The sequence below is a fragment of the Formosa haliotis genome, from assembly GCF_001685485.1.
Classification (GTDB): domain Bacteria; phylum Bacteroidota; class Bacteroidia; order Flavobacteriales; family Flavobacteriaceae; genus Formosa; species Formosa haliotis.
Window position 1 is genome coordinate 3,562,169 of record NZ_BDEL01000001.1, and the last position, 22,864, is coordinate 3,585,032.

Consider the following 22,864-nt stretch of genomic DNA (forward strand, 5'->3'; position numbering starts at 1 on the left):
GATGTTATGCGCTTAAATCTACTAAAGTTTTAAATCGTTTTAAGGCTTCTCCAGATTGTAAAGATACTTTGGCTGCGGCAAAACTATCTAAAGTCGATGTGTTTTTTACCGTTTTTATGGCCATGGCCGCATTGGCACAAACGGCATTGTTTTGTGCTTCGGTGCCTTTACCTTCTAATATATTTACGAAAATATTGGCAGCGTCTTTAACTGTATCGCCACCAAAAATATCGGATTGTTTAATTTTTTCAACCCCAAAATCTTGAGGGCTTAGCATGGTTTCAGACTGATTAGAAATGACTTTTGTATCGCTAGTTAATGAAATTTCATCATAACCATCTAAAGCATGTAAAATGGTGAAATTCTTATCGGTATTTTCATATAAATATCCATATAAACGGGCTAATTCTAAATTGAAAACACCTACCAATTGGTTTTTAGGAAATGCAGGATTTACCATAGGCCCTAACATATTAAAGAACGTTTTTACACCTAGTTCTCTTCTTATTGGTGCCACGTTTTTCATTGCAGGATGAAATAATGGTGCGTGTAATACACAAATACCAGCTTGTTCTAAGCAGCGCTCCAAGAAGCCGGCATCGTTAGTGAATTTTATGCCTAAATGTTCCATAACATTACTCGATCCGGAAACCGAAGACACCCCATAGTTACCGTGTTTGGTTACATGTACTCCTGCACCTGCCGTAATAAATGAAGCGAGGGTAGAAATATTAAATGTGTTTTTTCCGTCACCACCAGTACCACATAAATCGATCGTGTTGTAGCCAGAGAAATTTACTGCTAAACACAATTCTAAAAGGGCATCTCTAAATCCTTCTAACTCGTCTGTCGTAATGCTACGCATCATATAAACGGTTAAAAATGAAGCCACTTGACTTTGGTTATAATCGCCTTTCGAGATGTTTACCAACACACGTTTTGCTTCTTCTTTCGAGATGTGTTCGTGGTTTATAAGTCTATTAAGTATTTGTTTCATAATTAACTATTTATCCAGTTTTTTAGCATTTGTTTTCCGTTAGGTGTTAACACCGATTCTGGGTGGTATTGTACCCCACGCACATCGAAAACCTTATGACGAAGCGACATAATTTGTCCGTTTTCATCAAACGAAGTCGCTTCTAAAACATCGGGTAATTGATTTGAAACGACCCAAGAATGGTAACGCCCAACAGGAAAAGTTTTATTGAAACCTTCAAATAATTTTTCATCATCGACAGCCAAAGTTACTTCGGTGGCCACGCCGTGATATACATTTTCTAAATTTTCTATTGTACCGCCAAATACTTCACCTATGGCTTGTTGCCCTAAACAAACTCCTAAAATACTTTTTGTAGGCGCATAAGTTTTAATAATGTCTTTTAATAAACCGGCTTCATCTGGAATTCCAGGACCTGGAGACAATACTATTTTATCGAAAGCATCAACGTCTTCTAACTTTATTTTATCATTTCGTTTTACTGTGACTTGGCATCCTAGATCTTCTAAATAATGCACTAAATTATAAGTAAAACTGTCGTAATTATCTATAACTAATATGTGTTTCATAGTGTGATATTGTATTGTCACTATTATATATTTTTGGCTAATTGTATGGCTTTTGTTAAGGCGCCAAGTTTGTTGTAAACCTCCTGTAATTCGTCTTCAGGTTTGGATTTTGAAACGATTCCTGCCCCCGCTTGCCAATGTAATTTATGGTCTTTACTTAAGAAGGTTCTTATCATAATCGCGTGATTGAAATTCCCACTAAAATCCATAAATCCGATAGCGCCACCGTAAAACTCACGACTTGTTTTTTCGTATTTTTCAATAAGTTGCATGGCTTTATGTTTTGGGGCTCCGCTTAATGTTCCTGCAGGAAAAGTGTCGGCAACTACTTGCATGGTTATGGTGTCTTCGTGCTTTTTACCAATCACTTTACTTACCAAGTGAATAACATGCGAGAAGAATTGGACTTCGCGATAAGTATCTACTGTAACGCCACTTCCGTGACGACTTAAATCGTTTCTAGCTAAATCAACCAGCATCACGTGTTCGGCATTTTCTTTATCGTCTTTGGCTAATTTTTTAGCTAGTTCGGCATCTTGCTCATCATTTCCGGTACGTTTAAAAGTTCCGGCTATGGGGTGAATTTCGGCATTTCCGTTTTTTACTACAAGTTGAGCTTCAGGAGAACTACCAAAAATTTTAAATGTTCCGTAATCGAAATAGAATAGGTACGGTGAAGGATTAATACTTCGTAATGCGCGGTATACATTGAATTCGTCTCCTTTAAACTCTTGCGAGAATTTTTTTGATAAAACCAGCTGAAACACATCGCCACGAGCACAGTGTTGTTTGGCTAAAACCACACTTTTTTTATAGTCTTCATCGGTTAAATTTGAAGATAAATCGGCTTCTGGAGAAAACTGATAGGTTGCAAATTGATTAGATTTTATAAGCTGATGTAGATCGTCTATATTATTTTCGGCATCGTAACAATGTGCAAAAATATAAGCTTCGTTATTAAAGTGGTTTATAGCGATTATATTTTGATATACAGCATAATAAATATCTGGAATATCTAAGGCATCTTTCTTTTTGCTGATTGATATGTCTTCAAAATAACGCACTGCATCGTAACCAATATATCCAAATATACCATTGTTTATAAATTTAAACGCGTCGTTATCATCGGTTTTAAAACGCTTCGTAAAGTTGTGAATTTCTTCGGTAACAAGACCGCGTTCTTCGATTTCTTTTGTAACAATTTCTCCATTAGGAAATTCCTGCGTAATACTTTCGTGTTGTACTTTTATAGATGCAATAGGATTACAACATATATAAGAGAAGGTATTATCGTTAGCATGGTAATCGCTACTCTCTAACAATATACTATTAGGGAATTTGTCTCTAATTTTTAAATATATACTTACCGGCGTAATGGTGTCGGCTAATATTTTTTTGTAATGGGTGGTGAGTTTAAATTGTTTCATTTTTTTTGCAATAAAAAAGGCTTGTCGTGAATGACAAGCCTTGTTATTTTGAGTTTAAAATATACGATAGGTTTAGTTCACGAAGATTGAATTTCGAGCGTTCCACCACCAAGTAAAATTTAAAGTTGAATTCATTTTTTTATTATCTGATTCAAATATAGGAATGTAAATTTAGTTATCAAATTTTTTTTGAAAAAATTACAAAAGAGAATTCCTGTAGGTCAGTAAATTAATACATACACCACAGGAATTTCACTCACTCACACATTGCTATTAATAATAGAATTAGGTCTATTAGAATTTTAAAGTCACATTTAAATCGAAATCATTGTAAATGGCTTTGTCTTTTAAATCGTCGAAGAAACTAGCCGACTTATATTTAATATCGTATTTTGTTCTGTCTATTTTTAAGGCAGCAGTTGCTGTATCTTCGGTTACAACCATTTTAAATGTTACAGGTTTTGTAATATCTTTTATAGTTAAATCGGCATTAATAGTGTAGTCCGTTTCATTTTTTTCGATATCTGTAAAAATTAAAGTTGCTGTTGGATGCTTATCAACTCCAAAAAAATCTTCAGATTTTAAGTGTCCATCTAATTTTCCTTTAGAATCTCCTTTTAAATCTGTGGTATTAATGGTTGTCATATCCATTACAAACGACCCTCCAACTAAGGTTTGTCCTTTAAATTCTAAGCTCCCAGATTTAAGGGTAATCGTACCGTCGTGTTGGCCGGTAACTTTATGTCCAATCCAGTTTATTTGACTTTCTTTTACGTCTACTTGTTTAACTTTTAGGGTTGTAAATGCAGCAAATGCTATGGCTAGAACTAAAATAGCGGTACCTTTAATTGTGTTTTTCATGTTTAAATGTTTAGGGGTTTTTATTATTATATAATTGAAAATAATTCGTGTTCAGGTTTTCTTACTTTTTTGTAATGCTGGGTGTCATCGTCTTCGGCTCTATACCCCAACGTAACCACAACAGCAGCATTTAAATTTTGTTTATCTAGCCCTAAGATGCTATTGTAAGCAGCATGATCAAAACCTTCCATTGGGCAGGCATCTATATGTAGGGAGGCAGCTGCCGATAGCACATTGCCTAAAGCAATATACGCTTGTTTAGCAGTCCAATTGTTTCTAGCTTCTGTTGGTAAAGCGACCACGTTAGTTTTCATCATATCGGAATAGCCCACAAGATTTTCTTTAGGAATATGTCTCGTTTTACTAACATTCTCTATATAATCGTCTACTAAAGTATCGTTAGCATCGGTCATATTCGCTAATACAATCATATGCGAGGCTTCTGTAATTTGTGGCTGATTCCAAGATGCTGCTTTTAATTGCTCGCGGATGCTTTCATCTTCAATAATAAAAACCTTGTAAGGTTGTAAGCCGAAAGATGAAGCCGATAATTGAATGGCTTCTTTCAAAATTTCTAAATCAGACTTAGAGATTTTTTAGAAGTATCAAATTTTTTTGTGGCGTATCTCCATTGTAATTGTTCAATATATGTGTTCATAGGGTATTCTTATTTTTGTGTTAATTGTATATACAAGTGTTATGTTTTAAAAATTACGATCGTAATTTTGTTAAAAGAAGGTTTAATGTTTTTAGTTCGTCCTCTGTTAAGTTACGAGTAATTTCTTGTTCTGCTTGGGTTATTATAGGGTCTATGTCTTTTAAAAGTTTTAAACCTGACTTTGTTATAAAAATTTCGACTTTTCGTCTGTTTTTTTCGCAGGTAAAACGTTCAACCAATCCTTTTAAAATTAGCTTATCTACCAGCCTAGTGGTGTTACTCATTTTATTAATCATGCGATCTTGGATGTCTTGTAAATTAGCAGGACTACCTTTTTTGCCTCTTAAAATGCGAAGTACATTAAATTGTTCGTTAGAAATATCGAATGGTTTTAAAACCGCAGTTACAGTATCTTTAATCCAAATACTTGAGTACGAAATGTTTAATACTGTTTTTGTATTTAAAGGAATAGGCTTTGTTGTTTTTAAGATGTCTTCTAACTGTTTCATGTACAATAATTGTATATACAAATGTATAATGTATTTTTAAACTAGGAACTATGGATTGTATAATATTTTGTTAAATTTTAATGATGAGAAATTGCGTTGATTATTTTTATAACATGAAAAATATTTTAGTATTACTAGTATTATGTTGTTTGGCTTGTAAAAATGAGCCCAAGCAAGGACAAATAAAAGAAGAGAATCATCAGGTTGAAACTGTAGCGAAATCTGTTGCCGATGTTAACTTACCTATTTATAATTTTGATGAATTGGAGCCGCTTTTACATAAAGCAGATGATAAAGTACATGTGATTAATTTTTGGGCAACTTGGTGTGCACCCTGTGTAAAGGAATTACCTCATTTTGAAAAATTAAAGGCAGAGTATGCTTCAAAAAATGTAGAACTACTTTTAGTTAGTCTAGATTTTGAAAAGGCTTACGAAACAAAATTGAAACCTTTTATAATAGAACATAATTTACAATCGAAAGTCGTTGCCTTAAACGATCCAGATTCTAATACATGGATTCCTAAGGTAAACGATATTTGGTCGGGGTCTATACCTGCAACCATTATATATAGTAAAGATAAGCGTGAGTTTTACGAACAATCTTTTACGTACGAAGAATTAGAAAAAGAACTTAAAACATTTTTAAAATAACTACCTATGAAAACACTAAAAACAACTACCGCATTACTATTATTACTAATAGTATCTGCTTTTACTCCAGTAAACACTGCCGCCGGAGGATATAAAGTAGGCGATATTGCAACCGATTTTAAATTGGAAAATATAGACGGCAAGATGGTGTCACTATCAGACTACAAAGATGCCAAAGGTTACATTGTTATTTTTACCTGCAATACTTGCCCGTATGCTGTCGCTTACGAAGATCGTATTGTTGCTCTAGATAAAAAATATGCAGCCCTAGGGTATCCTGTAATTGCTATCATGCCAAATAATACGAGTGTAAAACCTGGAGATAGTATGGATGCTATGAAACAAAGAGCCAAAGAAAAAGGATTTACATTCCCGTATTTAATAGATGCAAAACAAGAAATTTATCCTCAATATGGTGCTACTAAAACGCCTCATGTATACCTTTTACAGAAAACTAAAAAAGGAAACGAAGTAAAATATATTGGTGCCATTGATGATAACTTTCAAGATGCTTCTGATGTAAAAACTAAATATGTAGAACAGGCCGTAGACGCCTTGTTACAAGGGAAAGAAATTAAAGAGAAAGAAACTAAAGCCATTGGATGCTCTATTAAGGCATAACAAAAAAGCATACTTTAAACGAAAAAAAATCCGAATGTGTAAGACTTCGGATTTTTTTTCGTTTAATACCTAAGAAATTATAAATTTGTAAACAAAGTTAATAAGACATGGCAGATTTAACACAAGAAGAGTGGGCAGAGCAATTAGAAAACGATAGCAATGCCGTTATTTTAGATGTAAGAACAGATGAAGAAGTAGATCAAGGCTTTATCCCAAACTCGAAACATATCGATTTTTATTTAGGACAAGAGTTTGTAAATCAGGTTGACGAACTAGATAAAACTAAAAATTATTATGTGTATTGTCGTTCGGGCGTAAGAAGTGGAAAGGCTTGCGATATCATGGATCAATTAGGTATAGAAAATTCATATAATTTACTAGGCGGATTTAACGATTGGACCGGCGAAGTAGAAGAGCGTTAATACCTTATAAATGAAAAAAATCAGTTTTATTTTTTGCATGGTTTTGCTAATGTTTACAGCTTGTAGTGAACCTCATGAAGCGCGTATTGTAACGATATCTCCAGAAGAAATGCAATCTTTAATTAGCGCAGACGATGTACAGATGGTAGATGTTAGATCTCATGAAGAACGTTTGTCTGATGGCTATATTAAAGATTCTCAGCATATTGATTTTAGTTCGGAAACTTTTGAGGAGGATATAGAAAATTTAGATAAAAATAAACCCGTAGCCTTGTATTGCAGTACCGGAAATAGAAGTTCTGAATGTGCCGAAAAACTGAAAGCGGCAGGTTTTGTAAAAATTTTCGATTTAAAAGGAGGTATGTCCGAATGGAAACATCAAGGCAAGGAAGTTATAAAATAACCCAAGAATTTGGTTGAAAAAAGGCATTCATTGAGCACTCAATTAATGCCTTTTTTTAGGTTTATATCTTCATTAAATATCCGGTAAGACTCTCTTTGCGTTGTAAGTTTAGTTTTTTTCGTAATCTGTAGCGCGCTAATTCTACGCCTCCTGTAGAAATATTCATAACCTCTGCAATTTCTTTCGTAGACATATTTAAAAGTAAATAGGTCGATAAATCTAATTCCCGTGGTGAAATATTGGGGTGCTTTTCTTTAAGGCGTTTTAAAAAGTCGAAATGCACATTTTTAATGTGCTTTTCTAATTCCCTCCAACTACTATCATTATTTATTTCCTTTACAACACTGCGTTTTAATTTGCCTAATTGTTGTTTGGTATGGTCGTCTAACCGAGCTTCATCTATCGCTTTAAGTTTAGAAACAATACCATTTAATAGTTTGTTTTTCTTAGCAATTTGCAGAGAGTTATTTACCAACTGCTTATCTTTAGTTAGTATTCTGGTTTGTAGCTTTTCATTTTTTAGTGTCTCAATTTCTTTTTCTAATCTGTGTTGCTGCTTAATAATTTTAGATTCCTTTTCTAAGTAAATCTTACGTTGTTCTATAGTTTCGTAGTATTTATTTTTTCTAATTTTCATTTTTACATTTTGAGATATCAAATAAATTGTAAGTAGAAATAATACCAAATACCCCAAATAAGCTAAAATATTGCGGTACCATGGAGGTGCTATAGTAAATGAAAGGCTGGCTTCGTTAGATAGTATACCATAACTGTTTTTAGCTTTGATTCTCATGTCATACGTGCCTTCTCTAAGATTGGTGTATTCTTTCATGGTCTGTGGGCTCCAGTCGCTCCAATCGCTATCGTAGTTAATTAGTTTATAGCTGTACAGTACATTTTCTCTGTTTTCAAAAATAGATGCAGCGTATAAAATTTTTATGTCATTCCATTTATAAGGGAGGTCGAGGGATTGCGATTCAGAATTCGGATTTCCAAAATGTATGGTTTGATCTCCATAAGAGAAACTTCGGAAATTGATAATGGGTTTGACTTCATAATCTTTCTGAAAATCGAAATCGAAATGTGCTAAACCATCTGTAAGTCCAATAAATACATTGTTTTGGTCTAAAGTGTTTATGGATATGTAGTTAGAAACGAGATTATTGGTTAAGTTAGAAAATGGTGCGGTAATATCTTGAAATTGATTCGCACCGATTTTCTTTAACACGCCTAAAGATTCATTGTAATTGTACCATAAATTGCCTTCAATGTCTTCTTTTAAATAATTTATTAATGGTTTTTTTTCGAAAACTTGGCTTAATTGTTCATTTTTAATAAATGTATCTTGAAGTTTGTTATAGCTATAAAAATGATTTTTATTTTGAAAGTAGATGGTGTCGTTTATTTTTTGAATACTGTGAATACCTTTAATTTCTGGGGTTAATTCCGAAATAACACGTTGTGTGTCTATGTGCTCATGATTGGCAGAAAGTTTTAGCTGATAAACAACCTCGTCTTTATTAACCCACAAATAGGTGTCCGATAACTCAAAATTGGTAGATTCCTTATTGAAGCCCGGAATCTGGTTTATAAATTGTAAGCCGTTATCCGACTTTTGGAATAATGCAAATCCGCCGTAATTAGCTCCAATATAATAGTCATGTTGATTAGGAATTTGTTTAAAACCATAATAGCCTTTGGCGTCTAACGTTTTGGTAACCGCATTCCCCTCAATTATAAGAGCACCACGGTTATTAGAACATACTAATTGATTACCTATAATTTGAATATTCCAACTTTGTGCACTGGTGCCTTCAACTAAGTCAAAATTTTCCTCTTCGTTAAAATTAGTATTCCAAGGGTGATAGAATACACCTTGATTTGTGGCAATATATAAATTGTCATTATAAATAACAGATGCATATACAGTACTAATATTATAACTCATTCCAAAGTAAGACAAGGGAGAGTTTTCGTATATATAAGAAATTCCATTGTCTAGACCTAACCAGATATTTTTTTCGCTATCAATAAATGAACTTAAAATAGTATTGTTTTGTAAACCATTTTTAAGGTTAATATGTTGAAGTATTTCTCCCTTAAAATTAACTATAATCATACCGTTTAACACCGTGTTTAAAACAATACTTTCGCTGTTATAAGCTGTGCCACCCAAGCAGTTATTAGCTTTTAAAAACGTATTTGCTTCAGAGTTCCAGGGCTTAACTTGATTGAAGTCGTAAATAAAAGCACCATTTTTTAAAGTCGAAATGATAAGGTTATTGTTAGGCATTTTAAACATGCCCCATATTTCCATGTCGTTAAATAGTTGAGTGTTTGTGAGTGACTTTAATCTGCCGTTTTCGTATAGTTGTAAGCCTAATTTTGCGTCCTGAAGATATATAAGGCCGTCGATGTTAAACGAAAATTGGAATTGATTTGGAGCTTCAAGATATGTAAGTACCTCGCTATTTTTATTATAGATAAATGCACCTTTAAACGATTGAAAAATAATTTCACTATCTGTATTGTGTATTTTCCATATATGCCCAAATTCTAATTTATTTACATCCTTTATAAGGTCGCTAAGATTTGTAAATTCTAAGTCGCCGGTGTTATTCGTCTTAAAGTAACCAAACTTATTATAGCTTCCTACATAAATCCTACCCGTTTCAGTATCTAAATCTATTGCTCGAATAGAACCATTATTTGGCAGTACATATTTGTTCCAAGATACACCGTCAAATTGAAGTAAGCCTTGATTGTTGGCAAAGTAAATGTTGCGTTCCTGGTCCTGAATAATATTCCAATTTTGAGTGCCTCCTTGGTATTCTGTCTTTTTGTAATTTTTAATATTGGGCACTCCTAGAGTCTTAACCTGACCCTGCAAAACAATAGAATTTAAAATAAGTAGAAGTATAACAAAATGTCGACTACAAGGTTTCATGAGTTTCCTTTTTATGTGAATGTAAGTTGTAAAAACACATGTTTTTGTGTGTTATTTAAACAATATACAGCAAATCTTCATTTTGTAGTAGTATTTAGTGAGTTAATATTTAATTAACATGGTTTTTTAGTTTTTAAGTTTCTGTAAATCAGGAGTTTAAAATTTGTTTGATGTGTTTTTGTAAGTTTTAAAATTTGTTTGATGAGTTTTTGAAAGGGTGTTTTGTTTAAGGATATCTCAAAATTAACCCTATAATTGTTCGAGATTAACAAACATTAACTTGAAAAATTATGAAATTAAGATTACGACAATTAGTGGTACTTGGCATTTTGAGTTTACTTTATTCTAATACATTATGGGCGCAAGCGCTGCATGTAACAGGAGAGGTTTACGACGAAAGCGGTTTGCCCGTAACCGGGGCAACAATCTTAGAAAAAGGAACGTCTAATGGAACGATTGCCGACTTTGATGGGCAATTCGAAATTGATGCTCCCTCTAATGCAGTATTAGTGGTAAGTTCTTTAGGGTACTTAACACAAGAAATTCCTGTTTCAGGACAAAGTAAATTGAAAATTACATTAGTAACAGACATTCAAAACCTAGATGAGGTTGTTGTTGTAGGTTATGGTGTACAGAAGAAAAGTGTGGTTACTGGAGCAATTTCAGGAGTCAAAGAATCCGATCTTGAAAGTTTACCTATTACTAGAGTAGAACAAGCTTTACAAGGTAGGGCATCTGGACTTACTATAGCTGCGAATTCTGGGCAACCTGGTTCGTCTTCTACTATTCGTGTACGTGGTATTACAACTTTCGGTAATAACGAACCGCTTTGGGTTGTAGACGGTGTTGTGGTAGATGCTGGAGGTATTGGATATTTAAACCAGTCCGATATCGAATCTATAGAAGTGCTTAAAGATGCTGCTTCTCAAGCTATTTATGGAGCAAGAGCAGCGGCAGGAGTTATTCTTGTTACAACTAAAAAAGGTAGTAAAGGAAGGTTATCTGTAAATTATAACGGATTTACAGGTGTTTCTGCTCCGGCAAGAAAATTAGATTTATTAAATGGAACACAATATGCCACTTTAATGAACGAGAAATACGCTAATGGCTATAACCAAGCAATACATGGCGATTTCGTTTTACCTTTTCCTAACCCAGAGGCTTATGGTGAAGGTACAGATTGGCAAGATGCCATTTTTAATAAAAGTGCTAGAAGACAAAATCATGAAGTAAGTGTTAGTGGTGGTAATGAAACGTCTTCCTTCTATGCCTCTTTTGGTCTTTTAGAACAAGAAGGTATTGTGTCTTCAGATATTTCAAACTACAACAGAAAAAGTATTCGTCTTAATTCAACTCACAAAATCACCGATAAAATTACTTTCGGGCAAACCTTAGGTTTTTCAAGAGAAAAAAATGTTGGATTAGGAAATACAAACAGTGAATTTGGAGGGCCTTTAAGCTCTGCGATCAACCTAGATCCTTTAACGCCTTTAGTAGAAACAAATCCGGCTTTAGCTAATGCGGCACCTTATAATAGAGCAGAAGGAGGGATTTTTAGAGATGCTAACGGTAACCCTTATGGAATTTCCTCTTTAGTAACTCAAGAAATGTCGAATCCTTTGGCCTATGCACAAACGCGATTAGGAAATTATGGATGGGCAGACAATTTTGTTGGTAATGCTTATGTGCAATTAGAACTTATAGAGGGTTTAAAATTAAAAAGTACTCTTGGTGGTAAACTAGCCTATTGGGGAGAAGAAAATTTTACGCCAGTAGCATATTTAAATTCAACATATATTGTTCCAGTTAATAGCTTGTATAGAAGTTCTAATAAAGGTTTTGGTTGGAATATAGAGAATACCTTGTCTTATACTAAAAGCATAAAGAAACATAATTTTAGTGTTTTATTAGGTCAAGGAACTTATGTAGACAATATTACAGACGGACAAGGTGTAACTTATAATGGCTTACCCGTAGATGATTATCGAGATGCGTCTTTTAATTATGATATTCCTGAAGATCAAATTACTGCCTACGGTTACACAAGTGCAGAACATGTTGTAACCTCTTTATTTTCGAGGTTAACTTACGATTACGATGAGAAATACCTATTTACTGGAATTATTCGTCGCGATGGTTCATCACGATTCGGGTCTAATAATCGTTACGGCGTATTTCCATCGTTCTCATTAGGATGGGTGCCTTCTAAAGAAGCGTTTTGGCCAGAAAATAATGTTGTAAACACCTTGAAGTTTAGAGGAGGTTATGGAGTTACAGGTAGCGATGCTATTGGCGATTTTAGGTATTTAGCAACTATTGGCGATGGTAGAAATTATACCATTGGTAACGGTCATGAAGGTTCTGTAACCATCGGGAATAGTCCAAATGCACCGTCTAATCCAGATTTAAAATGGGAAGAAACCTCGCAAACCAACATTGGTTTGGATGCGCGATTTTTTAATACGCTAAGTTTTAGTTTCGACTGGTATATCAAAGAAACTGTAGGTATTTTACAAGATATCACTTTACCGGGATATGTAGGGTCTGGAAATCCAGCAGGAAATGTGGCCGATATGGAAAACCGTGGTATAGATATGGAGTTGGGTTACGATAAAGTTATTGGTGACTTTAGTATATCATTTAAATCGAATCTTTCTCTTTTAGAAAATGAGGTTACGTATTTAGGTAGAGATGTCGCGTACTTAACCGATGGCGATCAAACCATTCAGTCTAGTAGTTATCCTATTACAAGAACCCAAGTTGGGCAACCATTTAATTCGTTCTTCGGATTTAGAACAGATGGTATTTTTCAAAATCAAGCAGAGATTGATGCCTATGTAGGTGAAAATGGATCACGAATTCAACCAGATGCTGTTCCGGGTGATTTTCGCTGGCAAGATATTGATGGTGATGGAACCATTACTGCCGACGATCGTGATTTTCTGGGAAGTTCTATACCAAAATTCACTTACGGTATGACCTTAAATTTAGCCTATAAAAATTTCGATTTGTTAATCTTTGGTCAAGGTGCTGGCGGCAATAAGATTTTTCAAGGTCTTAGACGTTTAGATATTGGTAATGCCAACTATCAAACAGCTGCCTTAGGACGTTGGACCGGAGAGGGGACTTCTAATACATACCCAAGGTTAACCACTAACGATACCAATAAGAACTTTAATAATCCATCTGATTTCTATTTAGAAGATGGCGATTATTTTAGAATAAAAACGGTTCAAGTAGGTTTTTCAATACCTGAAAATACCATTAAGAAAATCGGGATGCAGCAATTAAGATTTTATATAACCGGAGAAAATCTATTCACATTTACCAAATACACAGGTTACGATCCAGAAATTGGAGGTGGCGTAATGGGAATAGATAGAGGATTTTATCCACAAGCAATTTCAGGATTATTAGGTATAAATGCACAATTTTAAAAACATGAAGATTATGAAACGACAAAATATTATTTTAAGACTAACCGTTTGCATGCTTCTCGTATTAGGAGTGTCTTGTAGCGAAGAATTTTTAGAAGTCGAACCTAAAGGAACGCCTTTAGAAGACAATTATTATAAAAATGAAGATCAGGCCTATTCTGGGTTAGTAGCCGTTTACGATGTTATCGGTAAATTTTCAAGAGGATTTGAAAATATGGTAACATTTTTTAATGCGGGATCAGACGATTTCTTCGCCGCAGGAGGAGGAGCAACCGATGGTGCTGGAATCCATGCTTTCGATGATTATTCTATAGATCAAACAACAATTCCTGGGAGTTATTGGAATGATTATTATGCTGGAATTTTTAGAGCCAATGTGCTATTGCAAAAGCTTCCAGACGTGCCAATGGACGATGATGTAAAGGCGCGTTTTATTGCGGAAACAAAAGCATTAAGAGGGTATTACTATTTTGAATTGGTAAGAATGTTCGGGAATATTCCATTAATTCTAGAGCCAATTCCTACAGCAGATATTTACAATGTATTACAAGCTACACCAAGTGAAGTTTACCAACAAATAGAAGCCGATCTTACAGAGGCTTTACCAGGTTTACCAATGCAAATAACAAATTTAGCCGACGAGGCAGCTCGTTTTAGTCAAGGTGCTGTAAAGGCCTTGTTAGGAAAAGTGTATTTATACCAAGGTAAAAATAGTGAAGCAGCGACACAATTAGCAGACGTTAACGGAACACCGGGAGAGATGAGTGCTTACGGCTATAAATTACTTGATAACTATTCAGATTTGTGGGTGGTAAGCAATAAGTATAATTCAGAATCCATTATCGAAATTGCCCATACCGATAAAAGTAATGCCGATTGGGGCTGGTGGGGAGCAGGTAACGACGAGGGTAATACTGTAAACATTATGGTGGGACCAAGAGGATACTCTAGACCAGATGGTTCGTCAGCACCAGATTATGTGTCTGGTTGGAGTTTTAATACCGTTACACAGAATTTGTACGATACCATGAAAGGAGACCCTAGGTTTGATGCCACTATTTTAGATATGAAAGCATTAAAAGCGGCAGGTCTTGCAGATTGGGCTCCAAACTATCAAGATACTGGGTATTTCTTAAAGAAATTTATGCCTTTAAATTCAGATACTTCTACTGGTGGTGGCGCAACGGCATTAAACTATAAACAAAATATGTATGCCTTACGTTTGGCAGATTCCTATTTAATGGAAGCCGAAGCTTTAGGCGGAACAGGGGCTAGAGCTCAAGCTTTATTAGATGCTGTTCGTGCTCGTGTAAGTCTTCCGTCTACACCAGTGTCATTGCAGGCAATTGCCAAAGAACGCCGTATAGAGTTAGCAGGCGAAGGACATCGTTGGTTCGATTTAGTACGTACAGGAAATGCTGCTAATGTTTTAGGCGATAGAGGGTTTACTGCAGGGAAAAACGAAATTTTGCCAATTCCTTTACGTGAATTAGAAAACACGGCAATTGTTCAAAATCCAAATTATTAATCTTAAAACGTAATCAAATGAAGTTTAAAATCAATTTGAAAAGATATATAATCCTAAGTATTTGTATGGTAGGCGCTCTAGTAGCTGTAAGTTGTCAGCCAGATGAGGTAGGTGAGGGTAACGGATTAACAGATACTAATGTGGATGCTACATTTACGGTTACACCTGTAGAGGGTAAAATAAATACGTATCTATTAGAGGGGGCAAACGATATTATAACCTCGCATTGGAGTGTAGATGGTGTAGATTATTATGGAAAATCTGTTTTAGAAGTATCCTTACCAGATGCAGGCGTATATCCTGTAAGACATATTGCCGTGAGTAGAGGAGGTGCAACAAAAGAAGCTATCGAGGAGATTGTGGTAGAAACATCAGATCCGGTAGCAGGGAATCTCATCGTAGGAGGCCGATTTACATCTGAAGAAGATTATTCTAAATGGACCATTTTAAATATTAGCGATTCTGGAGCTGCTTGGACGTTTAATGAAGGAAGCGCCACCATAAATGCTTCGGGTTGGGCACAGCAAGGAATTTATCAAGCCATAGATATTCAGGCAAATAAAGACTATAAAATAGATATGAAAGTATGGGGAAGCGGATCTACTGATACTTGGTTTGAAGTATACCTATCTAAAACTCCACCTGTTCAAGGGCAAGAATATAATGCCGATGGTCGTCGTATGGGATTAAGCACCTGGGATGGTTGTGCTACAGCACCTTTCGAAGGTAAATTATCGCTTGTGGGCTGTGTTGGATCAGGAAATATCGTTCGGTTTGATGAAGCAGGAACTGTATATCTTGTGGTGAGATGTGGAGGTGCCGATGTTGGAGCAACAGGGATATCGATGACAAACGTGGAAGTTCGAGGAGTAAACTAATTGTGTGTTAGTCTGTGTTTTAATATCCCATTGCCCAAGTGGTAATGGGGTATAATAAACAGGATAAAACGATAAAAAATAAATTATGAAAATTATATTTAATCAACTTTCTAGGCTTGTGTTTTTGTTTTCGTCTGTGGTTTTTGCTCAGCAATCAAAACAAGAATTACCAGGCGTGAAAGCCCAGAGTATTACAGTATATACTACTGCAGAGGACTCTTCGATGCGTCTTAGTAAATCTAAGAGTTTAACATTTACTAAGGCCGTACAACCGGTAGAAACGGAGATTTCGGTTTTTGTAGAACCTAATAAGAAGTTTCAAGAATTTATAGGTATAGGAGGCGCTATTACCGATGCAAGTGCAGAAGTCTTCGCAACCTTAAGCAAAGCAAAACAAGAAGAATTATTAAATGCTTACTACGATAAAGATAAAGGTATTGGATATACTTTATTAAGAACCACAATCCATAGTTCAGATTTTGGGAGTGGAAGTCATACCTATATCGAAGACGGTGATGCCGATTTAAAAACCTTTTCTATCGATCAGGATAAAAAATTGCGCATCCCCATGATAAAACGTGCTACACAAGTTGCTGGTGGAACCTTAATGTTATACGTGTCGCCTTGGAGTCCGCCTGCCTTTATGAAAAGTAATAAAAGTATGCTAAAAGGAGGGAAGTTATTGCCAGAATTTTACCAGTCTTGGGCAAGTTACTACGCTAAATTTATAAAAGCTTACGAAGCAGAAGGCATGCCCATTTGGGGTTTATCGGTTCAAAACGAACCTATGGCGACTCAAACATGGGAATCTTGTTTGTATACGGCAGAAGAGGAACGCGATTTTGTTAAAAATTATTTAGGACCAACTTTAGAAAAGGAAGGTTTGGGTGATAAAAACATTATTGTTTGGGATCATAACAGAGATCTTATGAACCAACGTGCGAATGTAATTTATTCCGATCCTGAAGCCGCAAAATATGTATGGGGTTTAGGATTTCATTGGTATGAAACTTGGGCAGGAGGCGAGCCTATGTATAATAACGTTGGTAAAGTGAATGAGGCCTATCCTGATAAAAAATTAATGTTTACCGAAGGATGTAACGAAAAATTTGATGCTGCGAAATATCAATATTGGCCAAATGCAGAGCGCTATGGTGCATCTATGATACACGATTTTAACAACGGCACCGTAGGTTGGACCGATTGGAATATTTTATTAGACCAAAACGGAGGACCAAACCATGTTGGAAACTTTTGTTTTGCACCAATACATGCCGATACGACGACGGGTGAACTTATATACACACCTTCTTACTATTACATAGGGCATTTTTCAAAGTTTATTAGGTTGAAAGCAAAACGGATTAGCACTGCAGTAAGTAGAAGTAACATTATAAGTACAACATTTCAGAATACAAATGGCGAACTAGTAACGGTGGTGATGAACAAGTCTGATGAACTTGTAAATTATAATTTAATAGTTTCAGAAAAACAGACTAAAGTAACCATTCCGGCTCGTGCCATTCAAACCTTGATTTATTAAAAATGAAATTTAAAATGCAATTATATCCGTGTTTATTTGTTTTGTTTGTTTTGTTACAGGTAGGATGCTCATCGTCTGGCACATCTTCAGATGATATTACAGACGATGACATTGTACCTCCAGTTCAAACAAACGATGTCGATTTTTGGTTAACAACTGGAAATAAAAGTAAATTGTTAGAAAAGCAAACCGATGTTTTGAGTTTTGGAACTTCAGAAAATAATTATCCCACTATTGAGGTAAAACCAAGTGAGGCTTTTCAAGATATTGATGGTTTTGGTTTTACTTTAACAGGAGGAAGCGCCGAGGTTATTAATTCTTTAGATGATTCAAAAAAAGAAGCTTTGCTTCAGGAGTTATTTGGAACTTCAGAATCGTCTATTTCTATAAATTATCTGCGTGTTAGTATTGGGGCTTCCGATTTAAATGCAGCACCTTTCACTTATAATGATTTAGCTGAAGGAGAAACCGATGTAAACTTAGAACAGTTTAGTTTAGAACCTGATCGAGCTGGAGTTATTGCTGTTTTAAAAGACATCTTAAAAATAAATCCGAACATTAAAATATTAGGTTCGCCATGGTCGCCACCTGTTTGGATGAAAGATAATGGAAGTTTTATAGGTGGCGAATTACAGAAAAAATATTATGGGGTTTACGCCCAATATTTTGTAAAATATATTGAGCAGATGCAGGCAGAAGGCATTACTATTGATGCGATTACCATTCAAAACGAACCCTTGCACGATGGAAATAATCCCAGTTTATATATGCCCGCGACCGATCAAGCTGAATTCATAAAAAATAATTTGGGACCCGTGTTTGAAACGGCTGGAATTCAAACAAAAATTATTATTTGGGACCATAATTGCGACAATCCGCAGTATCCCATTACAGTTTTAAATGATGCCGATGCCAATACATACATCGACGGCTCAGCCTTTCATTTGTATAATGGAGATATCAGTGCCTTATCTACGGTAAAGAATGCATTCCCGAATAAAAACTTGTATTTCACAGAGCAATACACCTCTTCAGACGGGAGTTTTTCCGGCGATTTAAAATGGCATTTAAAAAATGTAATTATAGGGGCGACTAGAAATTGGAGCCGTAATGCTTTAGAATGGAATTTAGCTAATAATAGCGATTTTGGTCCGCATACAGATGGGGGTTGTACCACTTGCAAGGGCGGTTTAACTATAAGTAATTCAGGAAATATTACACGAAATGTAGGGTATTATATTGTGGGGCATGCCTCAAAATTTGTGCCTTCAGGATCAAAACGTATAGCGAGCAATATTGCAGGAAATCTTCAAAATGTTGCCTTTCTTACTCCTGAAGGTAAACAGGTTTTAATCGTAGTAAACGATAGTGAAAAGGCTGAATTTTTCAACATTAAAGTCAACGGGAAATGGGTAACAAGTTTCTTAGATGGTGGTGCTGTAGCAACTTATGTCTGGAAATAAATCGTGGATAATATAATGAGGAAAATCTTTTTTATACTTTCAGTTTTGTGCTTAACAAATGTCTTCGGGCAAGGATTTTTGCACCGCGATGGCCAACGTATTGTAGATGGTGGGGGTAAAAATGTGTTGCTGCGCGGTTTAGGACTTGGTGGTTGGATGGTTCAAGAAGGTTATATGCTAAAAACGCAGCCTTTTGCTAGTCCGCAGCACGTTATTAAACAGAAGATTGAAGACGTTATAGGAAAAGAAAATACGGCAGAATTTTATGAGGCCTATCTAAAAAACGGCATTACCAAACGCGATATCGACTCGCTCGCCGCTTGGGGTTTTAATTCGGTGCGTTTACCTATGCATTACAATTTGTATACCCCAGCGATTGAAGATGAAAAAAACGGAGACATTACTTGGTTAGAAAAAGGTTTTAAAATGACCGACGATGTTTTAAAATGGTGTGAAGCTAAAAATATCTATCTCATTCTAGATTTACATGCTGCACCAGGCGGTCAAGGCAAGGACGCTGCTATTTCAGATTACGATGAAAGTAAACCGTCTTTATGGGAAAGCGACGCAAATCAGAAAAAAATGATTGCTTTTTGGAAAAAAATAGCCGAACGCTATAAAGATCATCCTTGGATTGGCGCTTATGATATTATAAACGAACCCAATTGGAATTTTACAGGAACTAATAAAAATGGTTGCGACGAAAAGCAAAATGGGCCGCTAAAAGATTTAATGGTTTCGGTAACAAAAGCCATTCGGGACGTAGATAAAAATCACTTAATTTTTATAGAAGGCAATTGCTGGGGGAATAATTATAGCGGGGTGTTTCCGCTTTGGGATGATAATATGGGGTTGAGTTTTCATAAATATTGGAATTATAATGACACAGCTTCCGTTCAGCAATTTTTAGATTACCGCGAGATGTTAAACGTGCCTATTTGGTTAGGAGAAAGCGGCGAGAATTCTAACGTTTGGTTTACCGATGCAATTGCTTTGGTGGAATCGCATAACATAGGTTGGGCATTTTGGCCTATGAAAAAGATCGCGAATACGGCAGGTGTAACTTCAGTAAACATAACCGAAGATTATAAGGCTTTGCTAAATTATTGGAAAGATGGCGGCGAAAAACAGTCGATTGAAGCTGCTAAAACCACCTTAATGCAAATTGCCGAAAACTACAAAATGGAAAACTTAAGCATCAATAAAGATGTTATAGATGCCATGTTTAGGCAGGTGTACACTAAACAAACCTTGCCGTATGCCAACCACGAATTGCCAGGTAAAATAATTGCATCGGCTTACGATTTAGGGCAACATAACTACGCGTATTTCGATACCGATTTCATTAATTACCACGTGGCTACGGGAAAAGAACGCACGCCATGGAATACAGGACACGTAATGCGTAATGACGGGGTAGACCTTCAGGCGTGTTCAGATAAACATACTAACGGATTTTCTGTAACCGACATCAAAGATGGCGAATGGTTGGTTTTTACAGTTTATGTAAAAAAAGCAGGGCATTATAGTGTGCATGCACGTGTAGCAAGTGAAAATTCTAACGGAATCCTTCATCTAGAAACGGAAGCAAATACGCGTTCAAAGGCCGTCAGTGTTCCAAATACAGGCGGATTAAATTCATGGAAAACCATTGAAATGTCTAATGTAAATCTACAAGAAGGCGCTCAAAAGATTAAGGTAGTTTTTGATAAGGGCGATTTTAATTTGAATTACCTAGAAATTAAATAAGTCAGATTTGTAAATATTTATATCCATTTTTTCTAATAGCAGAAGCCTCGAGATGAAAGTCTACGGGGTTTCATTTTATTTGGAAAATGCAATAGAATCGCCAACTTTTAAATTCCATTTATCTGTTAAGCCATTATGCACTCCATGTGCTAAATGGTTATAGTATTAAAATGGCTACCCGGAGTGTCTGTAAATTCTAGATTTATAGTGCAGGTTTTATTTAGTAATTAATTATTTTTAAAGCATATTAAAAATTATGCTGAGATTTCTATACTGTTTTTTTCTAATTTTTACCTGCAATTTTATAGCGGCTCAAACTTCGCCTGAATCTTTAATAGATAGCTTAAATGTTGTAAAAGAGCCTTCTAAAAAAGTAGCTTTATGTAACAAAATAGCATCGACTTTGCAAAGTACAGATTGGGATAGAGCGCTACACTATTTAGAGTTAGGAGAAAACGAAGCGTTGAAAATTTCAAAAAAAGGAGAAGATTTAGCTTCGGTTTATGAAACTGCGGGACGAATATACAGCGCTAAAGATGCTTACGATATTGGCTTAGATTACTATTTGGAAGCATACGATATTTATAAAGAGCTAGGAGCGAAAGATAAACTAACCGATGTGGAAATAAATTTAGCCATTCTGTATGCTCAAGGTAAGAATCATAAAGAAGCCTTTCAATATTTTAATAAAGCATATGTCTATCAAAAGGAACAAAAAGATTCTTTAGCATTGGTTAGAATATTAAATAATATGGGAACCTTATTCTTGAAAAAGGATAAAGATTCTGCGATTTATTATTATAAAAAAGCCATTGCAATAAATAACAAGATTCAGAATAAAAAATTACAAGGGTATATCACTACAAATTTAGGTAGAGCGTATAGTTTAAAGCAAGATACGATGAGCGCGAATCGCTTTTTTAATGTGTCTAAAAATATGTTGGGTACAGAAAACTTAGATCAGGACTTAACTATTTTTATTAATCAGTCGCTTGCTAAATACAACCTCTCAAATAAACATTATCAAAAAGCGATTACTTGGGCGCAACAAGGATTAGAATTAAGTAAGCATTATCCGAACAGTTTTGTAAATCAGGACTTAAACAAGGTGCTTTATGAATCTTATATTCAATTAGAAGATTATAAGCATGCGGTTCATTATTTTCAGCAGTATAAAACCATTAGCGATACCATAAATATTGAAGAAAAGGCGGTAAATCTAGAACGGGTAAAGTTAGAAGAAGAATATAACAACCGCATTAAAATTAAGGATTTAGTAGAGGAAAAGAAGCGTTTAACGCTTTATTCTTATGGGTTAATTTTAATTGTTGGTATTTTAATCCTCGTAATTTCTTTAATTAAAATTAGAAATAAGAACATAAAAATTGCTTTAGAACAAGAACGCTTACAAAGACGTCAGCAAGAATTACAACAGAGTTTAGAGACTAAAAATAAAGTGCTTATAGGGAAAGCTATGACCGAGATTCATCGTACAGATGTTATTAATGATATTTTAAACGATTTAAAGCAAATTAAATTAAAGGCCGTTAAAAAAGAAACACAACAAGCCATTGACTTTATCTTAAAACGCTTACAAAAAGATATGAATTCTGATATTTGGCAAGAATTTGAAGTTAGTTTCGAGCAAGTCCATCAATCGTTTTACGACGACCTCTCTAAATATCATCCAGATTTAACGCCAAAAGATCGCCGTTTATGTGCCCTTTTATATCTCGATTTAACGACAAAAGAAATTTCTCAAATTACCGGGCAATCCTTTAAATCGGTTGAAAATGCCCGTACAAGACTTCGTAAAAAGTTGGATTTAACCAACGGAAAAGTAAATTTATCTACCTATTTAAATAGCTTCGCTTCAAATTAATTAAAATTAGCTCTTGTTGTTAATTGGTTTTGTGTCAATCAATTATCTATTTATGAGTGGTAAAAAAAGGGTGTTTTTTTTACTGTAAGTGTTTTTACAATAGTCTAATATTTTTAGAAGCCTACCTCTTCAATTAGTTTCGTAAACAGATTTTATAAATAGCTGTTTTGAACAAATCAAAAAAAAACAAACAGGAAACTTTAAACGTAGAACAATTGTTAGATCGTGCACAAATTAAAAAGAGTGCACTAATTAAAATTGTAGACAAGCTTAAAGCCGAACAAACGAAACATTCCAAAAAAGGATGACTAGTTTGT

General features: G+C 35.0%; 19 protein-coding genes. 12 read left to right on the plus strand and 7 right to left on the minus strand.

Annotation, left to right across the window (positions count from 1 at the left end; genetic code table 11):
* Nucleotides 1-4: 4 nt before the first annotated feature.
* The 6 genes from trpD to A9D35_RS15005 all read right to left on the minus strand — a co-directional run bounded on the left by trpD (nucleotide 5) and on the right by A9D35_RS15005 (nucleotide 5,021).
* Complete coding sequence (gene trpD / locus A9D35_RS14980; RefSeq protein WP_066224406.1) at nucleotides 5-997, minus strand: anthranilate phosphoribosyltransferase; 993 nt, start codon at nucleotides 995-997, stop codon at nucleotides 5-7.
* 2 nt (nucleotides 998-999) lie between these two features.
* Nucleotides 1,000-1,566: an anthranilate synthase component II gene (locus tag A9D35_RS14985; RefSeq protein ID WP_066224411.1), complete on the minus strand. Its 567-nt coding sequence runs from the start codon at nucleotides 1,564-1,566 to the stop codon at nucleotides 1,000-1,002.
* A gap of 23 nt (nucleotides 1,567-1,589) precedes the next feature.
* Nucleotides 1,590-2,993: an anthranilate synthase component I family protein gene (locus A9D35_RS14990; RefSeq protein ID WP_066224414.1), complete on the minus strand. Its 1,404-nt coding sequence runs from the start codon at nucleotides 2,991-2,993 to the stop codon at nucleotides 1,590-1,592.
* Between the two features lie 294 nt (nucleotides 2,994-3,287).
* Nucleotides 3,288-3,854 (minus strand): YceI family protein, encoded by a 567-nt coding sequence (locus A9D35_RS14995; RefSeq protein ID WP_066224418.1) that lies wholly within the window; start codon nucleotides 3,852-3,854, stop codon nucleotides 3,288-3,290.
* Nucleotides 3,855-3,880: 26 nt separating this feature from the next.
* Nucleotides 3,881-4,423, minus strand: a complete 543-nt coding sequence (locus A9D35_RS15000; RefSeq protein WP_369692179.1) for an NAD(P)H-dependent oxidoreductase — start codon at nucleotides 4,421-4,423, stop codon at nucleotides 3,881-3,883.
* A 142-nt stretch (nucleotides 4,424-4,565) separates the two neighbouring features.
* Entirely contained in the window at nucleotides 4,566-5,021 is a 456-nt protein-coding gene (locus A9D35_RS15005; RefSeq protein WP_066224421.1) for a MarR family winged helix-turn-helix transcriptional regulator, read from the minus strand.
* Between the two features lie 113 nt (nucleotides 5,022-5,134).
* On the opposite strand from A9D35_RS15005, the gene A9D35_RS15010 reads away from it, so the two are divergent.
* The 4 genes from A9D35_RS15010 to A9D35_RS15025 all read left to right on the plus strand — a co-directional run bounded on the left by A9D35_RS15010 (nucleotide 5,135) and on the right by A9D35_RS15025 (nucleotide 7,120).
* Nucleotides 5,135-5,674: a TlpA family protein disulfide reductase gene (locus A9D35_RS15010; protein ID WP_066226154.1), complete on the plus strand. Its 540-nt coding sequence runs from the start codon at nucleotides 5,135-5,137 to the stop codon at nucleotides 5,672-5,674.
* 6 nt (nucleotides 5,675-5,680) lie between these two features.
* Nucleotides 5,681-6,295, plus strand: coding sequence for a thioredoxin family protein (locus A9D35_RS15015; protein ID WP_066224424.1), 615 nt, complete (start codon nucleotides 5,681-5,683; stop codon nucleotides 6,293-6,295).
* Nucleotides 6,296-6,402: 107 nt separating this feature from the next.
* Entirely contained in the window at nucleotides 6,403-6,717 is a 315-nt protein-coding gene (locus A9D35_RS15020) for a rhodanese-like domain-containing protein (RefSeq protein ID WP_066224428.1), read from the plus strand.
* A gap of 10 nt (nucleotides 6,718-6,727) precedes the next feature.
* Nucleotides 6,728-7,120 (plus strand): rhodanese-like domain-containing protein, encoded by a 393-nt coding sequence (locus A9D35_RS15025; RefSeq protein ID WP_066224431.1) that lies wholly within the window; start codon nucleotides 6,728-6,730, stop codon nucleotides 7,118-7,120.
* A 61-nt stretch (nucleotides 7,121-7,181) separates the two neighbouring features.
* On the opposite strand, the gene A9D35_RS15030 is transcribed toward A9D35_RS15025, so the two are convergent.
* A complete protein-coding gene (locus A9D35_RS15030) occupies nucleotides 7,182-10,067 on the minus strand; it encodes a triple tyrosine motif-containing protein (protein ID WP_066224433.1) in 2,886 nt (961 codons plus the stop codon).
* A 290-nt stretch (nucleotides 10,068-10,357) separates the two neighbouring features.
* Here A9D35_RS15030 and A9D35_RS15035 point away from each other — a divergent pair, with 290 nt between their 5' ends.
* The 8 genes from A9D35_RS15035 (at nucleotide 10,358) to A9D35_RS18715 (ending at nucleotide 22,855) form a co-directional block, all read left to right on the plus strand.
* A complete protein-coding gene (locus A9D35_RS15035; protein ID WP_066224435.1) occupies nucleotides 10,358-13,504 on the plus strand; it encodes a SusC/RagA family TonB-linked outer membrane protein in 3,147 nt (1,048 codons plus the stop codon).
* A 13-nt stretch (nucleotides 13,505-13,517) separates the two neighbouring features.
* Nucleotides 13,518-15,032 (plus strand): RagB/SusD family nutrient uptake outer membrane protein, encoded by a 1,515-nt coding sequence (locus A9D35_RS15040; RefSeq protein ID WP_066224437.1) that lies wholly within the window; start codon nucleotides 13,518-13,520, stop codon nucleotides 15,030-15,032.
* Between the two features lie 17 nt (nucleotides 15,033-15,049).
* Nucleotides 15,050-15,910, plus strand: coding sequence for a hypothetical protein (locus A9D35_RS15045; protein ID WP_141675550.1), 861 nt, complete (start codon nucleotides 15,050-15,052; stop codon nucleotides 15,908-15,910).
* Nucleotides 15,911-15,995: 85 nt separating this feature from the next.
* Nucleotides 15,996-17,453, plus strand: coding sequence for a glycoside hydrolase family 30 protein (locus A9D35_RS15050; protein ID WP_066224443.1), 1,458 nt, complete (start codon nucleotides 15,996-15,998; stop codon nucleotides 17,451-17,453).
* A gap of 2 nt (nucleotides 17,454-17,455) precedes the next feature.
* Nucleotides 17,456-18,916: a glycoside hydrolase family 30 protein gene (locus A9D35_RS15055; RefSeq protein ID WP_066224446.1), complete on the plus strand. Its 1,461-nt coding sequence runs from the start codon at nucleotides 17,456-17,458 to the stop codon at nucleotides 18,914-18,916.
* Between the two features lie 45 nt (nucleotides 18,917-18,961).
* Nucleotides 18,962-20,665, plus strand: a complete 1,704-nt coding sequence (locus tag A9D35_RS15060) for a cellulase family glycosylhydrolase (protein ID WP_235817909.1) — start codon at nucleotides 18,962-18,964, stop codon at nucleotides 20,663-20,665.
* Nucleotides 20,666-20,921: 256 nt separating this feature from the next.
* Nucleotides 20,922-22,547, plus strand: a complete 1,626-nt coding sequence (locus A9D35_RS15065; RefSeq protein ID WP_066224452.1) for a tetratricopeptide repeat protein — start codon at nucleotides 20,922-20,924, stop codon at nucleotides 22,545-22,547.
* A 167-nt stretch (nucleotides 22,548-22,714) separates the two neighbouring features.
* The gene (locus A9D35_RS18715) at nucleotides 22,715-22,855 is read left to right on the plus strand and encodes a hypothetical protein (RefSeq protein ID WP_159427069.1); all 141 of its coding nucleotides are present in this window, start codon (nucleotides 22,715-22,717) and stop codon (nucleotides 22,853-22,855) included.
* The last annotated feature ends 9 nt before the right edge of the window (nucleotides 22,856-22,864 follow it).